Below are 17066 nucleotides of genomic sequence, written 5' to 3'. Positions count from 1 at the left end.
CCCTGTGCAGGTCGTGCCGTCCCGCCTCAGGCAGGCAAACGGGTCACTTGTGGGTGCCGACAGCGTTGAGGTTCTGGCAGGCCTCGACGATGCGAGCAGCCATGCCGGCCTCGGCAGCCTTGCCCCACGTACGGGGGTCGTACTGCTTCTTGTTGCCGACCTCACCGTCGATCTTCAGCACGCCGTCGTAGTTGCGGAACATGTGCTCCACGACCGGGCGAGTGAAGGCGTACTGGGTGTCGGTGTCGATGTTCATCTTCACCACGCCGTACGACACGGCGTCGGCGATCTCCTGGGCGGTCGAGCCCGAGCCACCGTGGAAGACCAGGTCGAGGGCCTTCTCCTTGCCGTACTTCTCCTGGATGGCGTCCTGGGCCTGCTTCAGGATCTCCGGGCGCAGCTTGACGTTGCCCGGCTTGTAGACGCCGTGCACGTTGCCGAAGGTCAGGGCAGCCATGTAGCGGCCCTTCTCGCCCAGGCCGAGAGCCTCAGCGGTGGCCAGCGCGTCCTCGGGGGTGGTGTACAGCTTCTCGTTGATCTCGCCGACGACACCGTCCTCCTCGCCACCGACGACGCCGATCTCGACCTCGAGGATGATCTTCGCGGCGGCGGCCTGGACGAGCAGCTCCTGCGCGACGTCCAGGTTCTCGGCCAGCGGCAGGGTGCCACCGTCGAACATGTGCGACTGGAACAGCGGCTCACGACCGGCCTCGACGCGCTCACGGGAGATCGCGACCAGCGGGCGGACGTAGGTGTCCAGCTTGCCCTTCTGGCAGTGGTCCGTGTGCAGGGCGACGTTGACCGGGTAGTTCTTCGCCACGACGTGCGCGTACTCGGCGAGCGCCACGGCGCCCGTGACCATGTCCTTCACGGTGGAGCCGGAGAGGTACTCGGCGCCGCCGGTGGAGATCTGGATGATGCCGTCGGACTCAGCCTCGGCGAAACCCTGCAGCGCAGCGATGACGGTCTGCGAGGAGGTGCAGTTGATGGCCGGGTAGGCGAAACCGTTCGCCTTGGCCCGGTCGAGCATGTCGGCGTAGACCTCAGGAGTTGCGATGGGCATGTGCTCTCTTCTCTCTCATCGTGCCGGTCGATCACCCCGCGGGGCCCCGCACCGGTCACCGGCGTCTGCACCCCACCGTCAGGATTGCCCGACTCCATCGGCGGCACCCGCGGCGGTAGTGCTCACGGGGACAAGCGTAATGCGTGCCCTCCGGCGCGCTCTCGGGGGCCCCTCCCTTCGCCGAGGCAAGTTGCCGCCCGGTCGGCTGTGGCGTTCGCCGGCCGGGGGTCAGTGCGCCAGGCCGGACAGGTCGACCAGGCAGCGACCCTGGGAGTACAGCCGCAGTGACTGCTCCAGCGCGGCCGGAGTGATGCCGAGATCGTCGACCTCGCATTCCCACGGACCCTCGGGGGTGACGAAGAGGTAGCGGTCAGCACGCCCCCACCGGCCTCTGATCGTCCTCACCACCCCCACGACGTCATCGGTGCCGGCGGCGTCATCGGCCATGCTGGCGGCGTCATCGCCCGTGCTCGCGGCGGCGAACCGGTCCCAGTCCCAGAACCGCCCCGCGATCTGCACCCCGGGCCAGGAGGCGGTCAGCACCTCTCCGTCGCCCACCCGGCGCCGATGCCGTACTGCCAGGATCCAGAGGACCGACCGGACGGCCACGAGGACGACCGACAGGGCGAGGACGACGACAGTGACCGGCCACTGTCCGGTCCCCTGCCAGGACTCACCGGAGCGGCGCGACCAGAGGTAGAACCCGCCCCAGAGCAGGACCGTGATGACCAGGCTGCTCAGCGCCCCGATGAACCGGCGACGGCCCATGGCCGCCCGCGCGCTCGCCGGCCCGGGCTCCCAGGGGACGTGGAGGAAGTCCTCGAGGTTCTCAGGCGGTGCGGCATGCATGCAGTCAGTCTGCCAGTGGGGTCCAGCAAGCCACGGGTTCCCGTTCGAGGGCGAGGTCGCTCGCTCAGGCCCCGTTTGCCGCCCCGGAGGGCGTGATGCGCATGTGGATCCGATAGCGGTCCGCGCGGTACCACGAGGTGGCGAACTCCATCACGGTGTCCCCACTCTTCGTCACGCGTTCCTGGACCAGCAGCGGCGCCTTGCGCGGGATCTGCAGGATGTGCGCGTGCACCGCGTCGGCGGCCTCGGAGCGTACGGTCTGGTAGCCGGACGACACCACGAAGCCGTACTTGTTGGCGAAGACGTCGTAGAGGGTGTCGAGCTGCTGCTCGAGCAGCCCCGGGAAGAGGGCCGAAGGGTAGAAGCCCACCTCGTGCGCCATCGGGGTGCCGTCGGCCAGTCGGAGTCGCTCGACCCGGACGACGGGGCGTCCGACCGGGACGTTGAGCTTCTCGGCCACCTCGGCGTCGGCCGCCTCCTGGCTGGCCGCGAGCACCTTGGTCTCCGGGTGGAGGCCCCGCTCGCGCATCTCGCGGGAGAACGAGGTCAGGTGCAACTGCGAGTCGACCTGAGGACCGGTGACGTACGTCCCCTTGCCGTGCACCCGCTCGAGACGGCCCACCTCGACGAGATCGGCGATGGCCTGGCGTACGGTCACCCGACTCACCCCGAGCGAAATGACGAGCGCCCGCTCGGAGGGGATGGCGTCACCAGGCTTGAGACCCGTGTCGATGAGCTCCTCGAGCCGTCGACGCACCTGCACGCGCTTCGTGGTGGTCCGGCCCCCCTGCTGCTCCACCGGGAGCCTGTCGAGAGGGCTTCCGGGGGTACTCACCATCGGGTCCACGAGTCACCTTCCTGCTGGGGTCGTCCTGCGCACGACACTCTCCGGTCGCCACCACGGCCGGCCCCCCTCGGATCCTACGGGACGGCCGGCCCGGAGGAGGGCATTTCCTGACGCCACTGCTCACCAGCATCCAGCGGCCTCCCGGCCCACTGCAGGGCCCAGTGGTACATCGTGATGGCCGCGGCCGCTCCGGCGTTGATCGACCGGGTCGACCCGTACTGGGTGATGGCGACCAACCGGCCACAGGCCGCCAGCATGTCGTCGGTCAGCCCCGCCCCTTCCGAGCCGAACACCAGGCAGCACGCCTGTGGCAGCTCCGCCCGTTCCAGCGGAACGGAGCCGGGCAGGTTGTCGACGCCGATCAACGGGACTCCGGCCTGGGCGGACCAGGCGGCGAGGTCGCTGGCGTCGGGATGGTGCTGCACGTGCAGGTAGCGGTCGGTGACCATCGCGCCACGCCGGTTCCAGCGTCGGCGCCCGACGATGTGCACTCCCGCGACGTTGAAGGCGTTGGCGGTGCGGACCATGGAGCCGATGTTGAAGTCGTGTTCCCAGTTCTGGATCGCCAGGTGCAGCGGATGGCGACGGGTGTCGAGGTCGGCGACGATCGCCTCGACGCTCCAGTAGCGGTAGGGATCGACGACGTTGCGATGGTCCCCTGCGGCCAGCAGGGCAGGGTCGAGTCGTGGGTCGTCCGGCCAGGGCAGCGGGTGGGGACCGACGCCGGGACCGTCGGGATCGGTGCCGGGGTCGGTGGCGCTCAGCGGTGCCCCTTCCGCAGGGCGTACGCGAGGTTGACGAGAACGATGCCGATCCAGACGATCAGTCCACCGACCAGGCCACTGATGCCGGCGAAGATGGCGGTCAACGGGATCGCCACGCCGAGCGACACGATGCCGAGCACCATCTGGTTGCGACTGTCGAGCCTGGCAAGCTCCCACTGCCGGGAGCGCTCGACCTCTTCCGTCGCGCTCCGGGCGGCCAACGCCTGCTCGACCCGGGCCGTGAAGGAGTCGACCAGGGCCTGTTCCATCTCGGCTCCGAGTTCGCGTCGGGCTTCGAGGGTCGCGCGGGCGTCGGTCGGATCGACGAGGGGCTCGGGGAGCCGGCTACCCGCAACGGGCGACCCGGGAGCAGCCGCACCCGTGCCCGGTGGGGTCGCGGACGGGTCTGGCGGGGTCGGACCGGCGGTCATGCCCCCACGATAGCGGGGACGACAGTGGCCCGGGCCGAAGCTCCGGGCCACTGCGATGCCGACCGTCAGGCCGTGGTCACTGCTGGGGATTCTGCGGCCACTCCTGCTGGGGGTTCTGCTGGCCCGGCTGGCCGTACTGCTGCTGGCCCGGCTGGTCGTACTGCTGGGGCTGAGTCTGGGGTGCCTGCTGGCCCTGATCCCACCCGGCCGGCATGGCCGGGGTGCCGGAGCCCTGTTGCGGCAGCGCCTGCTGGCCGCCCTGCCCACCCCGGTAGGAGATCTCGCCGAAGTTCACGTCGGGCGATGTGCGGGCCACGTCGTTGACCTCGAAGTAGGCCGCCTTCTCGAAGTGGAACTGGCCGGCGAGCATGTTCGTCGGGAAGGACTCGGTCTTGGTGTTGTACTCGCGGACGTTCGCGTTGTAGTAGCGGCGCCCGGCCGCGATCCGGTCCTCGGTCTCGGCGAGGGCGCGCTGCAACTCGAGGAAGTTCGTGTTCGACTTCAGGTCGGGGTAGGCCTCGACGCTCACCATCAGGTTGCGGACGGCGCCGGACAACTGCTCCTCAGCCTCCGCCCGCTGGGCAGACGGCGTGGCACCCTCGTGCGCGGCCAGCGACGCGGCCTGGTTGCGCAGCCGGGTGATGTCCTCCAGCGTGTTGTGCTCGTGGGCCGCGTACCCGCGGACGGTCTCGACCAGATTCGGGATCAGCTCATAGCGACGGTTGAGCTCGACGTCGATCTGACGCCAGGACTCCTGGACGCGGTTGCGCAGGCGGACGAGCCCGTTGTACGCCCCGATCGTCCAACCGACCACTCCGATGACGAGCAGCACGAGGATGATGAGGAAGATGATGAGCCCGTTCATGGGTCTCCTGTTCGTCGGTGCAGGGGCACTGCCAGCTTAGCCGGGCACGGGACCAGCCCACCGGAAGACGGCGCAGCCGCGCGGGCACGCGTCCCCCGGCGGGGCTTGCCGACCCGGCGCCGGAACGTACGCCCGGGCCTAGACGAGTCCGAGGTCGTCCGCCGCGGACAGTGCGTAGCGGTACTCCAGACCGGCCTCCGCCACCTTTTCGGCCGCCCCGGTGCCACGGTCGACGATCACGGCCACGGCCACGATCTCGGCGCCCGCCTCCCGCAGGGCCTCCACCGCGGTCAGCGCGGACCCGCCGGTGGTCGAGGTGTCCTCGACGACCAGCACCCGGCGCCCGGCGACGTCGGTCCCTTCGATCCGGCGGTGCAGGCCGTGCTGCTTGGCCTCCTTGCGGACCACGAAGGCGTCGAGGCGGCCCCCGTCAGCCGCGGCCGAGTGCAGCATCGCGACGGCGACCGGGTCGGCGCCCAGGGTGAGCCCGCCGACCGCATCGAAGTCGAGATCGGACGTCAGCGCCCGCATCACCCGCCCAACGACCGGGGCCGCCGCGCCGTCCAGCGTCACCCGGCGCATGTCCACGTAGAAATCGGCCTCCCGGCCGGAGGAGAGCACCACGTGCTCGCGCACGACGGCGAGGTCATTGACGAGGCCGACCAGGGCATCACGATCGGCGGCGGAGATATCGGAGCGAGCCATACCCGGGACTCTAGCGACCCCGCCCCCCGGGCACGACCGAGGAGCGGTGAGAACCCGTACGGTGCCATGCTCGGCAGGGCGGTCGGGGTGATCCGGCCGCCCCGCGGCAGCGTGGCCGGGCCCTACCCCTCCAGATTCAGGAGTCAGCGTATGCAGTTCGTCCTCGGCGCCGGATCCGTCGGCACCCACCTCGCCCGCCTCCTCACCGACAGCGGTGAGGACGTCGTCCTCGCCAGCCGGTCCGGCACCGGCCCCGAGATCCCGGGCACCCGCCGCCTCGTCGTCGACGCGGCCGACGCCGACGCCCTCTCGCGTGCCGTCGCCGGCGCCAGCGTTCTCTACAACGTGCTCAACCCGCCGCGCTACAACACCTGGCCCCAGGTGTGGCCGCCGGTGTCCGCTGCCCTCATCACCGCGGCGGAACGCAGCGGCGCCGTGCTCGCGGCGGCCTCGAACCTCTACATGTACGGCATCCCGACCGGCCCGATGACCGAGCAGACGCCTGTGGCACCGGCGGAGGGCAAGGGGCAGGTCCGGGCGGCGATGACCCGGGACGCGCTGGCCGCCCACGAAGCCGGACGGATCCGTTACGTCGAGGTCCGCTCGGCGGACTACGTGGGTGCCGGAGTCACGTACACCTCACACATCACCCGCCAGCTGCCGCCCGCCTTCAAGGGCCGCGGCGTCTCCGTCGTCGGGGAGCCCGACCAGCCGCACACCTGGACCGACGTCCTCGACGTGGCCCGTTCCCTTGTCACGGTTGCCTCGTCGGAGCAGGCCCTGGGCCGGGTCTGGCACGCCACCTCCAATCCGCCGCGGACGCAGCGGGAGGCGATTACCGACATCCTCGCCTCGGTCGGGAAGCCGGCGGTGCCGGTCCGTCCGCTCCCTCGCTGGCTCTACCCCACCCTCGGGCTGGTCATGCCGCAGGTACGGGAGGTCGCCCGGATGACGTTCCAGTTCGATCGGCCCTTCGTGATGGATTCGAGCGCGATCCAACAGGAACTGGGACTGGAGCCGACCCCCTGGGACGAGGTCTGCCGGCGGACGGCGGAGTCCTTGGCCTGAGGCCGGCGGCCTACTTGGCCCGGGTGCTGACCAGGTGTCCGAAGACGATGTAGCGGTCCGGGGAGCGGAAGAGATCGGCGCACGTCGTCAGGGTGATCAGCTTGTCGGTCGCCTTCTCCCCCGGATGCCCGGGCACCGGGTCGAGGACCCAGGTATCGGTGTCCTTCACCGTGGCCGAGGAGTCCATCACGTACGTGTAGACCGCCTCGCGGGTCTCGACCTCGATGGTCGCGCCGGGCTTGAGCTCCTGGAGCCGGCGGAACGGCTGCCCGTGGGTCACGACGTGACCGGCGACGGCGAAGTTGCCGACCTGCCCGGGGCCGTTCGTGTTCTCGTACCACCCGAGGCCCTTGGCGAGCGTGGTCTGGTCGGTGCCGTCCAGCACGGGGACGGCCCACGACTCCCCGAAAGCCGGCACGCGCATGATGCCCAGGGCTGCCCCGGGGATACGGACCACGCTGCCGTCGGCGCGGACGTCCCCGCTGCCGGTGGTCGAGGCCGCGCCACCGCCGGACCAGGACTGCTCGAGTTGGGTGGTGGTGTGGCTGTAGCCCTGCTGGGAGACGATCGTCGTACCGATGTACTGGTAGCCGAACCACCCGAGCACCACCAGCCCGACCACGATCAGGACGATCCCGACGACGAGGCCCACGCGGGAGCGCGGGGCACGACGCGGCTCGGCGGCACGGGCGGGGGCGGCGGAAGTCACGGCCCCATTCTCATGGCACGGGCCGTCCTGCCCAAGTCCTCCACGCCGACCGGAACCGTACGGACCTTGCGCGGCGGGAGGACAACGGCTCAGTGCCCGAGGACATCTCAGTGCCCGAGGACATCTCAGTGCCCGAGGAACATCTCAGTGCCCGAGGAACATCTCCGGCGGCATCGGCGAGGCCTCGGCATCGTCGTCGGTGAAGGGGCGGCTTCCGGCACACCAGTCGGCCAACGCGTCCTCGTCGAGGAACCGGTACGCGAAGACCGCACCCGCCGCTTCGCGTGCGAGTGCCCCGGTGGGCAGGGGGCGCGCTGACCCGTAGAGGATGACGTTGCCGAAGCGGCGGCCCCGCCACGTCGAGGGTTCGGCGGAGATGGCGGCGTGGGCCCACGTCGACCGTACGCCGGCGGCGGCCCGCCGCGCCCAGTCCAGGGTCCCCGAGTCGGTCACGTTGGCCAGGAAGAGTCCGCCGGGAACCAGGACCCGACGGACGTCGGCGAGGAACTCCACAGTCGTCAGCTCGGCCGGCACCCGGGCCCCGGCGAACGCGTCCAGGACGACCACATCGGCATGCTCAGCGGGGAGCGCGGCGATCCCGGCGCGCCCGTCCACCGGCCGCACCTTGATCCCCGACCGGCGCGGCAGCGGCGCCTTGTCCCGTACCTCCTGGGTGAGCTCCGCATCGGGTTCCAGCACGATCTGCGCCGAGGTGGGCCGGGTCGCCGCAACGTAGCGGGCCAGACTCATCCCTGCTCCGCCGATGTGCACGATGCGGATCCGCTCCCCCGGCGGCGCGTACGCATCGATCGCCTCCGCGACCCGCTGCATGTAGTCGAACTCCAGTACCGTGGGATGCTCCGGATCCACGTGGGACTGGTCGGTGGTGCCGATCCGGACCAGCCAGCTCCCGGGCCGGTCGGGGTCGGGTACGACCCTGGGCGGGACGGTGGACGTGGCGGCATCGGCAGGATCGCCGTCGCTGGAAACGCCGGGGGCGGCAGGACGGGGGCGGCTCCGGGACATGCCCACACCGTACGCGACGGCAGCGGCCCCGCCCGTCCGAGGAGGGCTGGGGCGCCTTCCCCCCAGCCCTCCCCGGAGCCTTCCCCGGAGCGGTTCCCGATCGTCCCCGACCGGCTCCCCCATTGCACCCGGAAGGTCTGCCCAGACCCTTTACGGTGGCCTGGGGACAGTGGACGCTGGAGTGGAGAGGACGTCACGACGGCGTTCCTCACACACCTAGGGCCCCGCACGCGGGCGCCCACCCATCGGGGGAAGGACCCGCCATGCTCGACATCGGCATCACCCGCCCGGCATCCGGCCGCATCATCGCCGGCGTCTGCGCCGGCCTCGGACAGAAGTTCGGGATCGACCCACTCATCCTGCGCATCATCTTCGTGGCGACGCTGTTCTGGGGCGGCGCGGGCGCCCTCGTCTACGCCATCCTCTGGGTGCTCATGCCCAGCGAGAAGTGATCCACTCCTCCTGCACTGCTCTCGAAAGGTCCCGGACATGAACGACTGGTACCGCCCTCGCAACAACCGCGTGATCGCGGGCGTGTGCGCGGGAATCGCCCGCAAGCTCGGCATCAGCGCCAACTGGGTGCGCCTGGCCTTCATCCTGATGATCTGGTTTGCCGGCGTCCCGCTGTGGGTATACCTGATTGCGTGGGTGCTGATGCCGAACGAGCCGTGATCGACCGGCAGGGCGCAATGAAGCCCACCTGACCCCGGGCGGCCTCCGAGAGGTATTCCCCCTGCCTCATGTCCCCCACCGGACGCCGCCCGGCACAACCGAAGGCCCGGAGAGTCCCCCCGCTCCCCGGGTCTTCGTACGTCCTGGGGCAGGCGACTCGATGCGCACGGGGAGTTGGGTGGGCACGGGGAGTCTGCCATCGAAAAAACTGCCATAGGTTTGCCCTATGACGCCGCAGCAGGTCGCACACCCGTCGCGCCTCATCGTCCTCGACCGGGGCGAGCGCGACGGGGACGAGCGCTCCGAAGGCTAGGAAAGCCCGAGCCAGGCGCTCTCGGCAAAGGGCACGAGGAACGGACGCCAGGTCAGGCGCGGATCGTGCTCCTGGTCCTCCGGCTCAGGAGCCACCAGGACCGCACGGGGATCCGCCGCCAGATCGTCCACACTGGCGATGACCACGGTGGGCGCGCGGGGTGACCAGCCGTTGTCGAGGAGCCCGGCCCAGATGTTCTCGAAGATCCGGTGGTCCTCCCCTTCCAGCCGGGCGACCGGATGACCGACGAGATCGCTTCCGTGGACGACGCTCAAGGGCGCCAGTGGAGACGTGGCGGCCATCAGCAACCCGAGCGTACGTCCCCGCAGCATGATTCCCCCGGATCCGACGACCGGGGCCCATTCCACGAGGGCCTGCACGGTTCGTGCCCGGAAGGCGGCGACCCGCTCCTGTGGCGGCAGCGGTCGCCATTGCACGGGGCGAGCGGGGAAGCGATCGCGCAGCGCCGCCTCCGCGGCCGCGCGCAGTCCGGGCCCCAGATCGGGAGGAGCCACCACCGACACGGGCACGCCCTCCGCGGGGAACTCCAGCAGGGCGGCGTTGAGCGCCACCACCGGCCCCGTGATGAGGTCGTGCAACCTGCGGCCGTCCACGGTGATCCGGATGCCACTGCGGTCGCGGTCGAAGAGCCGCACCCCCAGCTTGTCCTCCAGGAACGCCAACTGGGCACTGAGACTCGGCTGACTGATCCCCAGGCGCGCCGCCGCCTCGGTCAGACTTTCACTCGCCGCGATCACCAGGAAGGAGCGCAAGTGGCGCAGTTCGACGGAGTGCACGCGGCCCCCGACCGTCAGCGGACGCATATCCATAGGACAAACCTATGACGAAATTTTCGATGGCATCCTCTGGGCCGGGGACCCACGCACTCACGCCTGCCGACGTACGGTCGGTGACCGCGTCTCAGCAGTGCATCTCAGCAGTGATAGGTGTCCGACGGCGCCTCGAAGTGCAGGTCATATCCCTCAGGGAGGGTCAGGCCGAACGCCTGCGACAGGCTCAGCACCTTCCGGGCCCGCGCGAGTCGAGGCAGGTCCGAGCCGTTGCGGATCTGGCCACCAGCGGCGTCGAACTCGGTAAGGAACTCCACTGCCCAGGACCGGTCCGCCAGGGACGGGGACAGGATCTCGTTGACCGTGGCGGTCTGCTCCGGCATCAGGCAGATCTTGCCGGTCATCCCGAACTGCACGGTCACCCCCGCGGAGTCGGCCAACTTGACGCCGAGGGCCCCCACGGCGGGCCCGTCGATGGGGCCCGGCAGTCCGGCGGCCTTGGAGGCGATGGTGAACTGCGAGCGGGTGTACGCGAGGGTCAGCGGGTCGTCGTCGAAGCCGGTGTCCCGTCGGTAGTCACCGAGGCCCAGCCCGAGGCGGAAGGTGTGGCGCGAGTCGGCGATCGCAGGCAGATTCTGCACGCCCCGGGCGGTCTCGACCAGCGCGACGATCTTGGTGTCGACGAGCTGGGCCGAGCGGTACACGTGCTCAGGCGACTCCACCATCGCCAGCATGATGCCCTGCAGGCCCGGCGCCTCGGCGAGAGCGCGCAGGTCCTGCTCCCACCACTCGGTGCCGAAGCCGTTGACGCGCACCCATGCCTCGTTGCCCGAGGTCGACAGCCACTCCACGACGTTCTCGCGTGCCTGGGCCTTGCCCTCCGGAGCGACGGCGTCCTCGATGTCGAGGAGTACGACATCCGCCTGGCTGGCGACGGCGGGGTCGAAGCGATCGGGGTGAGCAGCATTCACGAGCAGCCACGAACGGGCGAGCTCAGGTCCGACGGCAATGGCGGGCATGATCGTCATGTCTCAAGGATCCTTCCAACAGGTGGGACGAGGGTAGCGCGTCCCACCTCAATAGCCGAGCTCTTCCCACGCGGAATCCGCCTCGGCGTCTCGCCCGGAACGGTATTCTTCCCCGCCCCGGTGGGGGTGAGCCCCTTCCTGACCCGAACCGCTGACTCGCGCTCCCCCGGTCGGTCACACTGGCCGTGAGACCCCTTCCGTCCAGGCAGAGCGAGGCACTCCGATGGCCCCCGATCCCACACCGCAGTTCGGCCCCTATCCCCGGTGCCGCCGGAAGCAGAGGGCCCCACGTCCGTACGGCCCACCCGGTCACCCTGGCCGTGGTCCGCGACACGGTGGGCATGGAAGAGCTGCCGCCGTTCTTCGATCGCGCCCTCCATGCGGTCGCCGACGTCATCGCGCGCCAAGGGCTCCCCCGCAGGGACCGCCTGTCGGCGTGTACTACGGCATGCCGGGCGAGACGGTCGATGTCGCCGTCGGCTTCCCGGTGGCGCGGGCGATCATCCCGGAAGGCGACGTACGCCCCGCCGAGCTGCCCTCGGGGCGGGTCGCCGAGCTGGTCCACCAAGGGCCGTACGACAGCCTTGCCGCCAGCTACCAGAAGCTGGAGGACTGGATGCGCGCCGAGGGCCATGTCGCCGCCGGAGTCGTCTGGGAGACCTACCTCACCATGCCGGCCCCGGGCGGCGACCCGGGCGCCACCCTCACCCAGCTGAGCTGGCTCCTGGTCGATCAGGACCCCGACGCCTGAGCGTCACCGTGGGCCATCTCGTCGCGCCGGTCGGTGAACTCGTCGCCGGTGCGGGCCACCGCTCCCTCACCGGACAACCCCGACTCGAGGATCTGCAGGCCCTCGCTGTCCGGCTTGACCTCGAAGGTGACCATGTCCCCCTCGTGCAGCCTGCCGGAGAGCACGGCGCGGGCCAACTGGTCCTCGATCGTCGACTGGATCAGGCGCCGTAGCGGCCTCGCCCCGTACACCGGGTCGAAGCCCATGAACCCGAGCCACTCGCGTGCCTCCGGGGTCACCGTCACGCTGATCCGGCGGTCCGCCATCCGGCGGTTGAGGCGGGCCAGCTGGATGTCGACGATGCGGGTCAGTTCGTCGCGGCTGAGCGGCCGGAACATCACCACCTCGTCGAGGCGGTTGAGGAATTCCGGCTTGAACGATGACCTGACGACGCCCATCACCGCCTCGCGCTTGGTCTCCTCGGAGATCGCCTGGTCGGCCAGGTACTGCGAACCGAGGTTCGAGGTGAGGATCAGGATGGTGTTGCGGAAGTCGACCGTACGGCCCTGACCGTCGGTCAACCGGCCGTCGTCCAGCACCTGCAGCAGGATGTCGAAGACCTCGGGGTGGGCCTTCTCCACCTCGTCGAGCAGGATGACCGAGTACGGACGGCGGCGTACGGCCTCGGTGAGCTGGCCACCCTCCTCGTACCCGATGTAGCCCGGAGGGGCACCGACGAGGCGGGCGACCGAGTGCTTCTCGGAGTACTCGCTCATATCGATCCGGACCATGCTCTGCTCGTCATCGAAGAGGAACTCCGCCAGCGACTTCGCCAGCTCGGTCTTGCCGACGCCGGTGGGGCCGAGGAAGAGGAAGGAGCCGGTCGGCTTGTTCGGGTCGGAGATGCCGGCCCGGGAGCGCCGGACGGCGTCGGCGACGGCGGTGACGGCCTCGGTCTGGCCGATCAGGCGCTGGCCGAGGTGCTGCTCCATCTGCAGCAGCTTCTCCGATTCACCCTGGAGCATCTTGCCGACCGGGATGCCGGTCCAGGCCGCCACCACCTCGGCGATGTCCTGGGCGGTGACCTCCTCCGAGACCATCGGCTTGGTGTTCTTCTCGGCCTCGTCGGCCCGCTCGAGTTCCTTCTCGAGGGCAGGGATCTCGCCGTAGAGGATCTCCGAGGCATGCGCCAGGTCACCCTCGCGCTGGGCCCGGTCGGCCGCCACGCGCAGTTCGTCGATCTGCTTGCGGATGTCACCGACTCGGTTCAGGCCCTGCTTCTCGGCCTCCCAACGCTGTTCGAGACCGCGCAGGGTCTCCTGGGTGTCGGCCAGTTCGGCGTTGAGGCGGGCGAGCCGTTCCTGGGTCGCCGGATCGGACTCCTTCTCCAGCGCCATCTGCTCCATCGTCAGCCGGTCGACCTTGCGGCGCAGTTCGTCGATCTCCACCGGGGAGGAGTCGATCTCCATCCGCAGCCGGGACGCGGCCTCGTCGACGAGGTCGATGGCCTTGTCCGGCAGCTTGCGCCCGGTGATGTAGCGGTGCGAGAGGGTCGCCGCGGCGACCAGCGCCTGGTCGGTGATCGCCACCTTGTGGTGCGCCTCGTAGCGCTCCCGCAGGCCGCGGAGGATGGCGATCGAGTCCTCGACACTGGGCTCCCCGACGAAGACCTGCTGGAACCGCCGCTCGAAGGCGGGGTCCTTCTCGATGTTCTCGCGGTACTCGTCCAGGGTGGTGGCGCCGATCAGGCGCAGCTCACCACGCGCCAGCATCGGCTTGAGCATGTTGCCGGCGTCCATCGAGGAGTCGCCGGTCGCGCCGGCCCCGATCACCGTGTGGATCTCGTCGATGAACGTGACGATCTGTCCCTCGGCGTCCTTGATCTCGGAGAGCACGCTCTTCAGCCGCTCCTCGAACTCGCCGCGGTACTTCGCTCCCGCGACCATGCCGCCGAGATCGAGGCTGATCAGCCGACGGCCCTTGAGTGAGTCGGGGACGTCGCCCGCCACGATGCGCTGGGCCAACCCCTCGACGACGGCCGTCTTGCCGACGCCGGGCTCACCGATGAGCACCGGGTTGTTCTTCGTCCGCCGGGCGAGGACCTGGACGACGCGGCGGATCTCCTGGTCGCGACCGATGACCGGGTCGAGCTTGCCCTCCCGGGCCGCGGCGGTCATGTCGTAGCCGTACTGCTCCAGTGCACTGGACGTGCCCTCCTGGCCCTCGGAGGTGACCCGCTTGGATCCGCGGGCCTCCTGGAAGGCGGCGGTCAGCGTCTCGGCCGTGGCGCCCTGCTTGACGAGGATCTGCTTGGCCTCGGAGTCGATCGCGGCCAGCGCGATCAGCAGGTGCTCGGTGGCGATGTAGCTGTCACCGAGCTTCTCCGTACGCGTCTCGGCGTCCGCGAGGACGCGCGCGACGGCACCGGAGAGCTGGGGCTGGGAGACGGAGGACCCCGACGCGGCGGGCAGGCGCTTGATCGCCTTCTCGGCCTCGGCATCGATGGTGCGCGGGTCCGCGTCGACCGACTCGAGCAGCGGACCGACGGTGTTCTCCGGGGTGATCAGCATCGCGTGCAACAGGTGCACGGCCTCGACGTTCGGGTTGCCGTTGGTGAGCGCGGTGCGTACGGCGGTCGAGTACGCGTCGCGGCTCTTGGTGGTGAGCTTGTTGGCGTCCATGTGTCCTTGTGTTCTCCGGCTCGGCTGGGCAGCTGGCTCGTGGTCGAGCCTGCCACTGTTCGGGGTCTGACGCGGGCCTTTCAGGCCTTTGCCCGACGCCGCTCGACCAAAGTTGAGCGACATCCACTCAACTTCGGATCTGGCCAGGGTATTCCCGTGGGGACAAGCCCACACCGCCGGGCCTTCAGTCAGCCGCCGGGCGCCGATGCCCGGCGTCGAACAGGAACGACGGCGGCTGTCCGGGACGCGGATCCGGATCCCGGATCGGTGATCGGTGATCGCTGGAGCAGATCAGCCAGCGTCGAGTACGGCGATGAGCCGGGCCCGGGCGGTGTCCCGGTAGGACGCCTCGATCAGTTCACGGACCTCCGCCCAGTCGGTGTTCTCGTTGAGATCGAGCCCGATCCAGCCACTGGGCCCGAGAGAGGCGGGGCGGTAGCAACGCGGGTCCGCGGCCAGCGCGAGCACTTCCGCCTCATCGGGATGCACCAGCAGGGAGTGCGCATGCTCCACGTACGCACCGTCGACCCTGATGTCCCCACCGAAGTAGACGAAGACCTTGGTCGTGAAGAAGGCGGGGCGGCCGTGGCTGATCTTCTCCGCTGCACCGGGGAAGGCCAGCGCCATCTCCCTGACCCGTTGCAGGAACGGGTCGTCGTCATCGAACAGCTGCGGATGCGCCATGGCGCGACCTCAGCGAATGGTCAGGGCCGAGTCGAACCAGGTCAGGACGCGCTCGTCACCGAAGGGCCACACGGCCGCCAGCGCCGCGCTCGCCACCGCGGCTGCCGGGTCCTTCCCGAACACGGGCACGCCCGGGAGGGCGAAGCTGGTGGACGGCGGCCGCACCGGGGCGTCGTCCGGCAGACCGGCCAGCCGACGGGCGGCCGCGAGGGCGCTCGACAGGTCCCCGAGCTCGTCGACGAGTCCTCGCTCGTGCGCATCGGCACCGCTCCAGATCCGCCCACGCCCGAGGTCGTCCACCCGCTCCCTGCTGAGCCGGCGGCCCTCCGCCACCTGGGTCAGGAACCTCCCGTACGCCTCGTCCATCATCCGCTCGGCCCAAGCACGCTCGGCCTCGGTGAAGGGGCGGTTGGGGCTGCCGAAGAGTGCCATGTCCCGGCCCACCGACTCGGGGTTGCGGCCGATCCTCCCGTTGAGGTCCGTCAGCACCGGCTTGCCCACGACGACACCGATGCTGCCGGTGACGGTGAACGGGCTGGCCACCACGTGGTCCGCCCTGGCGAGCACGTAGTAACCGCCGGACGCCGCGACCTCGCCCATCACCGCGACCACCGGCTTGGCGCAGCGCGCCACGGCCCGACAGATCACATCGGAGGCGAGCGCCGACCCGCCGCCGGAGTCGACGAGCAGCACGATCGCCTTGGTGAGTTCGTCGCGCTCCGCCCGGCGCAGTGCGGCGACCACGGTCTCGGAACCGGAGGTCTGCCCCGCGAGCAGAGGGCCGGCAGGGCGGCTGCGTCCGGACACGATGGTCCCCAGCACAGGGATGACGGCGATCCCCTCCTGCTTCTTCACGTGTAGTCGACCCGCCAGCTGGGCGCGGACAAACGCTATGGAGCGGCCCCAGTCCTCGTCCGCCGGGGCGGCGATCTCGTCGTCGTACGCCACGCGGGTGATCAGACCCGCGTCGACCAACTGGGCGGCATTGGTGAAGCCCGCGTCCAGCCAGTCCACGGCTTGGGCCCCCTCGCCCCGAACAGCCTCTGCGGCCTCCTCCCCGGTGACGGCCTCCCCGGCGCCCTCCCCGGCACCCTCCCCGGTGACGGCCTCCCCGGCGCCCTCCCGGGTGACGGCCGAACGCCATGACCGCTCCGCGGAGTCGATGTAGGCGGTGAGCTGCTCGCGCTCGAAGTCGTCCATGTGATCGTCCGAGAACCGCGTGAGAGCCGACTTGTACTCACGGATACGCAGATTCTCGAAGCCGATGCCGCGACGGCTGAGGAACTCGCCATAGAACACCCGCTCCGCGGCGAAACCGGGCAGCATGACGTCCGCTGACTCCGGGGCCACCACCTCGCGTACGCCGCTGGCGACGAGCAGGCTACGCATGCCGACCTGCGGGAGGTAGACGACGACCCGGCGGTGTTCCTGCAGCCGTCCGAGGGCATGCGCGATGGCCTCGCAGGTGACCAGACCGGCGGTCAGGTTGATCACCCGGACAAGCACCCCCTGGAGGGAATCCAGCCGGGCGAGGGTGTCGAGTCGGTCAGTCAGCGACTCGAGCGTCTCGCTGCGACCCAGCAAGGCCTCCAACTGACGGCCGTGACGGGTGGGGTAGGCGCCGTGCAGGTCCACGACTGCCCAAGCGGAGGCATCATCCCCGGCGTCGCGACCAACAGCGGCGCGGAGGAGCTTCGTCAGGTCCGGGAAGGAACTCAGGTTAGGCACACCTCAACCGTACGACGCCCGAAGAGCCCATGCGGGGTAACTCATCGGGCTTTCGGGGTTAGCCGGGCCGCGGACGGGTAGACGCAGGAGGAACACGTCAGACGAGCGGAAG

At 70.0% G+C, this 17066-nt stretch carries 17 protein-coding genes and 1 pseudogene; 4 read left to right on the top strand and 14 right to left on the bottom strand.

Annotation, left to right across the window (positions count from 1 at the left end; genetic code table 11):
* Positions 1-43 precede the first annotated feature (43 nt).
* The 7 genes from fbaA to pyrE all read right to left on the bottom strand — a co-directional run bounded on the left by fbaA (position 44) and on the right by pyrE (position 5524).
* Positions 44-1063, bottom strand: coding sequence for a class II fructose-bisphosphate aldolase (fbaA, locus tag Rai3103_RS09185; RefSeq protein WP_153572347.1), 1020 nt, complete (start codon positions 1061-1063; stop codon positions 44-46).
* A 228-nt stretch (positions 1064-1291) separates the two neighbouring features.
* Positions 1292-1912, bottom strand: a complete 621-nt coding sequence (locus Rai3103_RS09180) for a hypothetical protein (RefSeq protein WP_153572346.1) — start codon at positions 1910-1912, stop codon at positions 1292-1294.
* Between the two features lie 64 nt (positions 1913-1976).
* Complete coding sequence (locus Rai3103_RS09175) at positions 1977-2711, bottom strand: GntR family transcriptional regulator (RefSeq protein ID WP_228488819.1); 735 nt, start codon at positions 2709-2711, stop codon at positions 1977-1979.
* A 122-nt stretch (positions 2712-2833) separates the two neighbouring features.
* The gene (locus tag Rai3103_RS09170) at positions 2834-3523 is read right to left on the bottom strand and encodes a TrmH family RNA methyltransferase (RefSeq protein WP_194793352.1); all 690 of its coding nucleotides are present in this window, start codon (positions 3521-3523) and stop codon (positions 2834-2836) included.
* A complete protein-coding gene (locus tag Rai3103_RS09165; protein ID WP_153572344.1) occupies positions 3520-3954 on the bottom strand; it encodes a hypothetical protein in 435 nt (144 codons plus the stop codon). The genes Rai3103_RS09170 and Rai3103_RS09165 overlap by 4 nt, the downstream gene beginning before the upstream one ends.
* Positions 3955-4030: 76 nt before the next feature.
* Positions 4031-4819 carry a LemA family protein gene (locus Rai3103_RS09160; protein WP_153572343.1) on the bottom strand — a complete coding sequence of 263 codons (789 nt, stop codon included), beginning with the start codon at positions 4817-4819 and terminating at the stop codon, positions 4031-4033.
* Between the two features lie 138 nt (positions 4820-4957).
* On the bottom strand, positions 4958-5524 hold the full coding sequence (pyrE, locus tag Rai3103_RS09155; protein ID WP_153572342.1) for an orotate phosphoribosyltransferase: 567 nt from the start codon (positions 5522-5524) through the stop codon (positions 4958-4960).
* Between the two features lie 150 nt (positions 5525-5674).
* Here pyrE and Rai3103_RS09150 point away from each other — a divergent pair, with 150 nt between their 5' ends.
* Positions 5675-6592: an NAD-dependent epimerase/dehydratase family protein gene (locus tag Rai3103_RS09150; protein ID WP_153572341.1), complete on the top strand. Its 918-nt coding sequence runs from the start codon at positions 5675-5677 to the stop codon at positions 6590-6592.
* Between the two features lie 10 nt (positions 6593-6602).
* On the opposite strand, the gene Rai3103_RS09145 is transcribed toward Rai3103_RS09150, so the two are convergent.
* A complete protein-coding gene (locus Rai3103_RS09145) occupies positions 6603-7301 on the bottom strand; it encodes a class E sortase (RefSeq protein WP_228488818.1) in 699 nt (232 codons plus the stop codon).
* Between the two features lie 144 nt (positions 7302-7445).
* Positions 7446-8327, bottom strand: coding sequence for a spermidine synthase (locus Rai3103_RS09140; protein WP_194793073.1), 882 nt, complete (start codon positions 8325-8327; stop codon positions 7446-7448).
* 263 nt (positions 8328-8590) lie between these two features.
* Here Rai3103_RS09140 and Rai3103_RS09135 point away from each other — a divergent pair, with 263 nt between their 5' ends.
* Together Rai3103_RS09135 and Rai3103_RS09130 are read left to right on the top strand one after the other, a co-directional pair.
* Entirely contained in the window at positions 8591-8779 is a 189-nt protein-coding gene (locus Rai3103_RS09135; protein ID WP_153572340.1) for a PspC domain-containing protein, read from the top strand.
* 37 nt (positions 8780-8816) lie between these two features.
* Complete coding sequence (locus tag Rai3103_RS09130; protein WP_153572339.1) at positions 8817-8999, top strand: PspC domain-containing protein; 183 nt, start codon at positions 8817-8819, stop codon at positions 8997-8999.
* 309 nt (positions 9000-9308) lie between these two features.
* Here the strand turns inward: Rai3103_RS09130 and Rai3103_RS09125 are convergent, their stop codons facing one another.
* Positions 9309-10142 carry a LysR family transcriptional regulator gene (locus Rai3103_RS09125; RefSeq protein WP_153572338.1) on the bottom strand — a complete coding sequence of 278 codons (834 nt, stop codon included), beginning with the start codon at positions 10140-10142 and terminating at the stop codon, positions 9309-9311.
* Positions 10143-10246: 104 nt separating this feature from the next.
* Complete coding sequence (locus Rai3103_RS09120) at positions 10247-11131, bottom strand: HpcH/HpaI aldolase/citrate lyase family protein (protein ID WP_153572337.1); 885 nt, start codon at positions 11129-11131, stop codon at positions 10247-10249.
* Between the two features lie 223 nt (positions 11132-11354).
* Between Rai3103_RS09120 and Rai3103_RS18495 the strand changes: the two genes are divergently transcribed.
* The gene (locus tag Rai3103_RS18495) at positions 11355-11882 is read left to right on the top strand and encodes a GyrI-like domain-containing protein (RefSeq protein ID WP_153572336.1); all 528 of its coding nucleotides are present in this window, start codon (positions 11355-11357) and stop codon (positions 11880-11882) included.
* A gap of 119 nt (positions 11883-12001) precedes the next feature.
* Here the strand turns inward: Rai3103_RS18495 and clpB are convergent.
* The 3 genes and pseudogenes from clpB to Rai3103_RS09100 form a co-directional block, all read right to left on the bottom strand.
* Positions 12002-14542, bottom strand: a pseudogene (gene clpB, locus Rai3103_RS09110) (ATP-dependent chaperone ClpB); the annotation flags it as partial.
* A 291-nt stretch (positions 14543-14833) separates the two neighbouring features.
* Positions 14834-15226 carry an MmcQ/YjbR family DNA-binding protein gene (locus tag Rai3103_RS09105; RefSeq protein WP_153572334.1) on the bottom strand — a complete coding sequence of 131 codons (393 nt, stop codon included), beginning with the start codon at positions 15224-15226 and terminating at the stop codon, positions 14834-14836.
* A 9-nt stretch (positions 15227-15235) separates the two neighbouring features.
* Complete coding sequence (locus Rai3103_RS09100) at positions 15236-16954, bottom strand: S49 family peptidase (RefSeq protein ID WP_228488817.1); 1719 nt, start codon at positions 16952-16954, stop codon at positions 15236-15238.
* Between the last annotated feature and the right edge of the window lie 112 nt (positions 16955-17066).

The organism is Raineyella fluvialis (assembly GCF_009646095.1).
Lineage (GTDB): Bacteria > Actinomycetota > Actinomycetes > Propionibacteriales > Propionibacteriaceae > Raineyella > Raineyella fluvialis.
The sequence above is the reverse complement of the archived record's forward strand: the minus strand, read 5'-3'. Positions and strand labels throughout refer to the sequence as shown.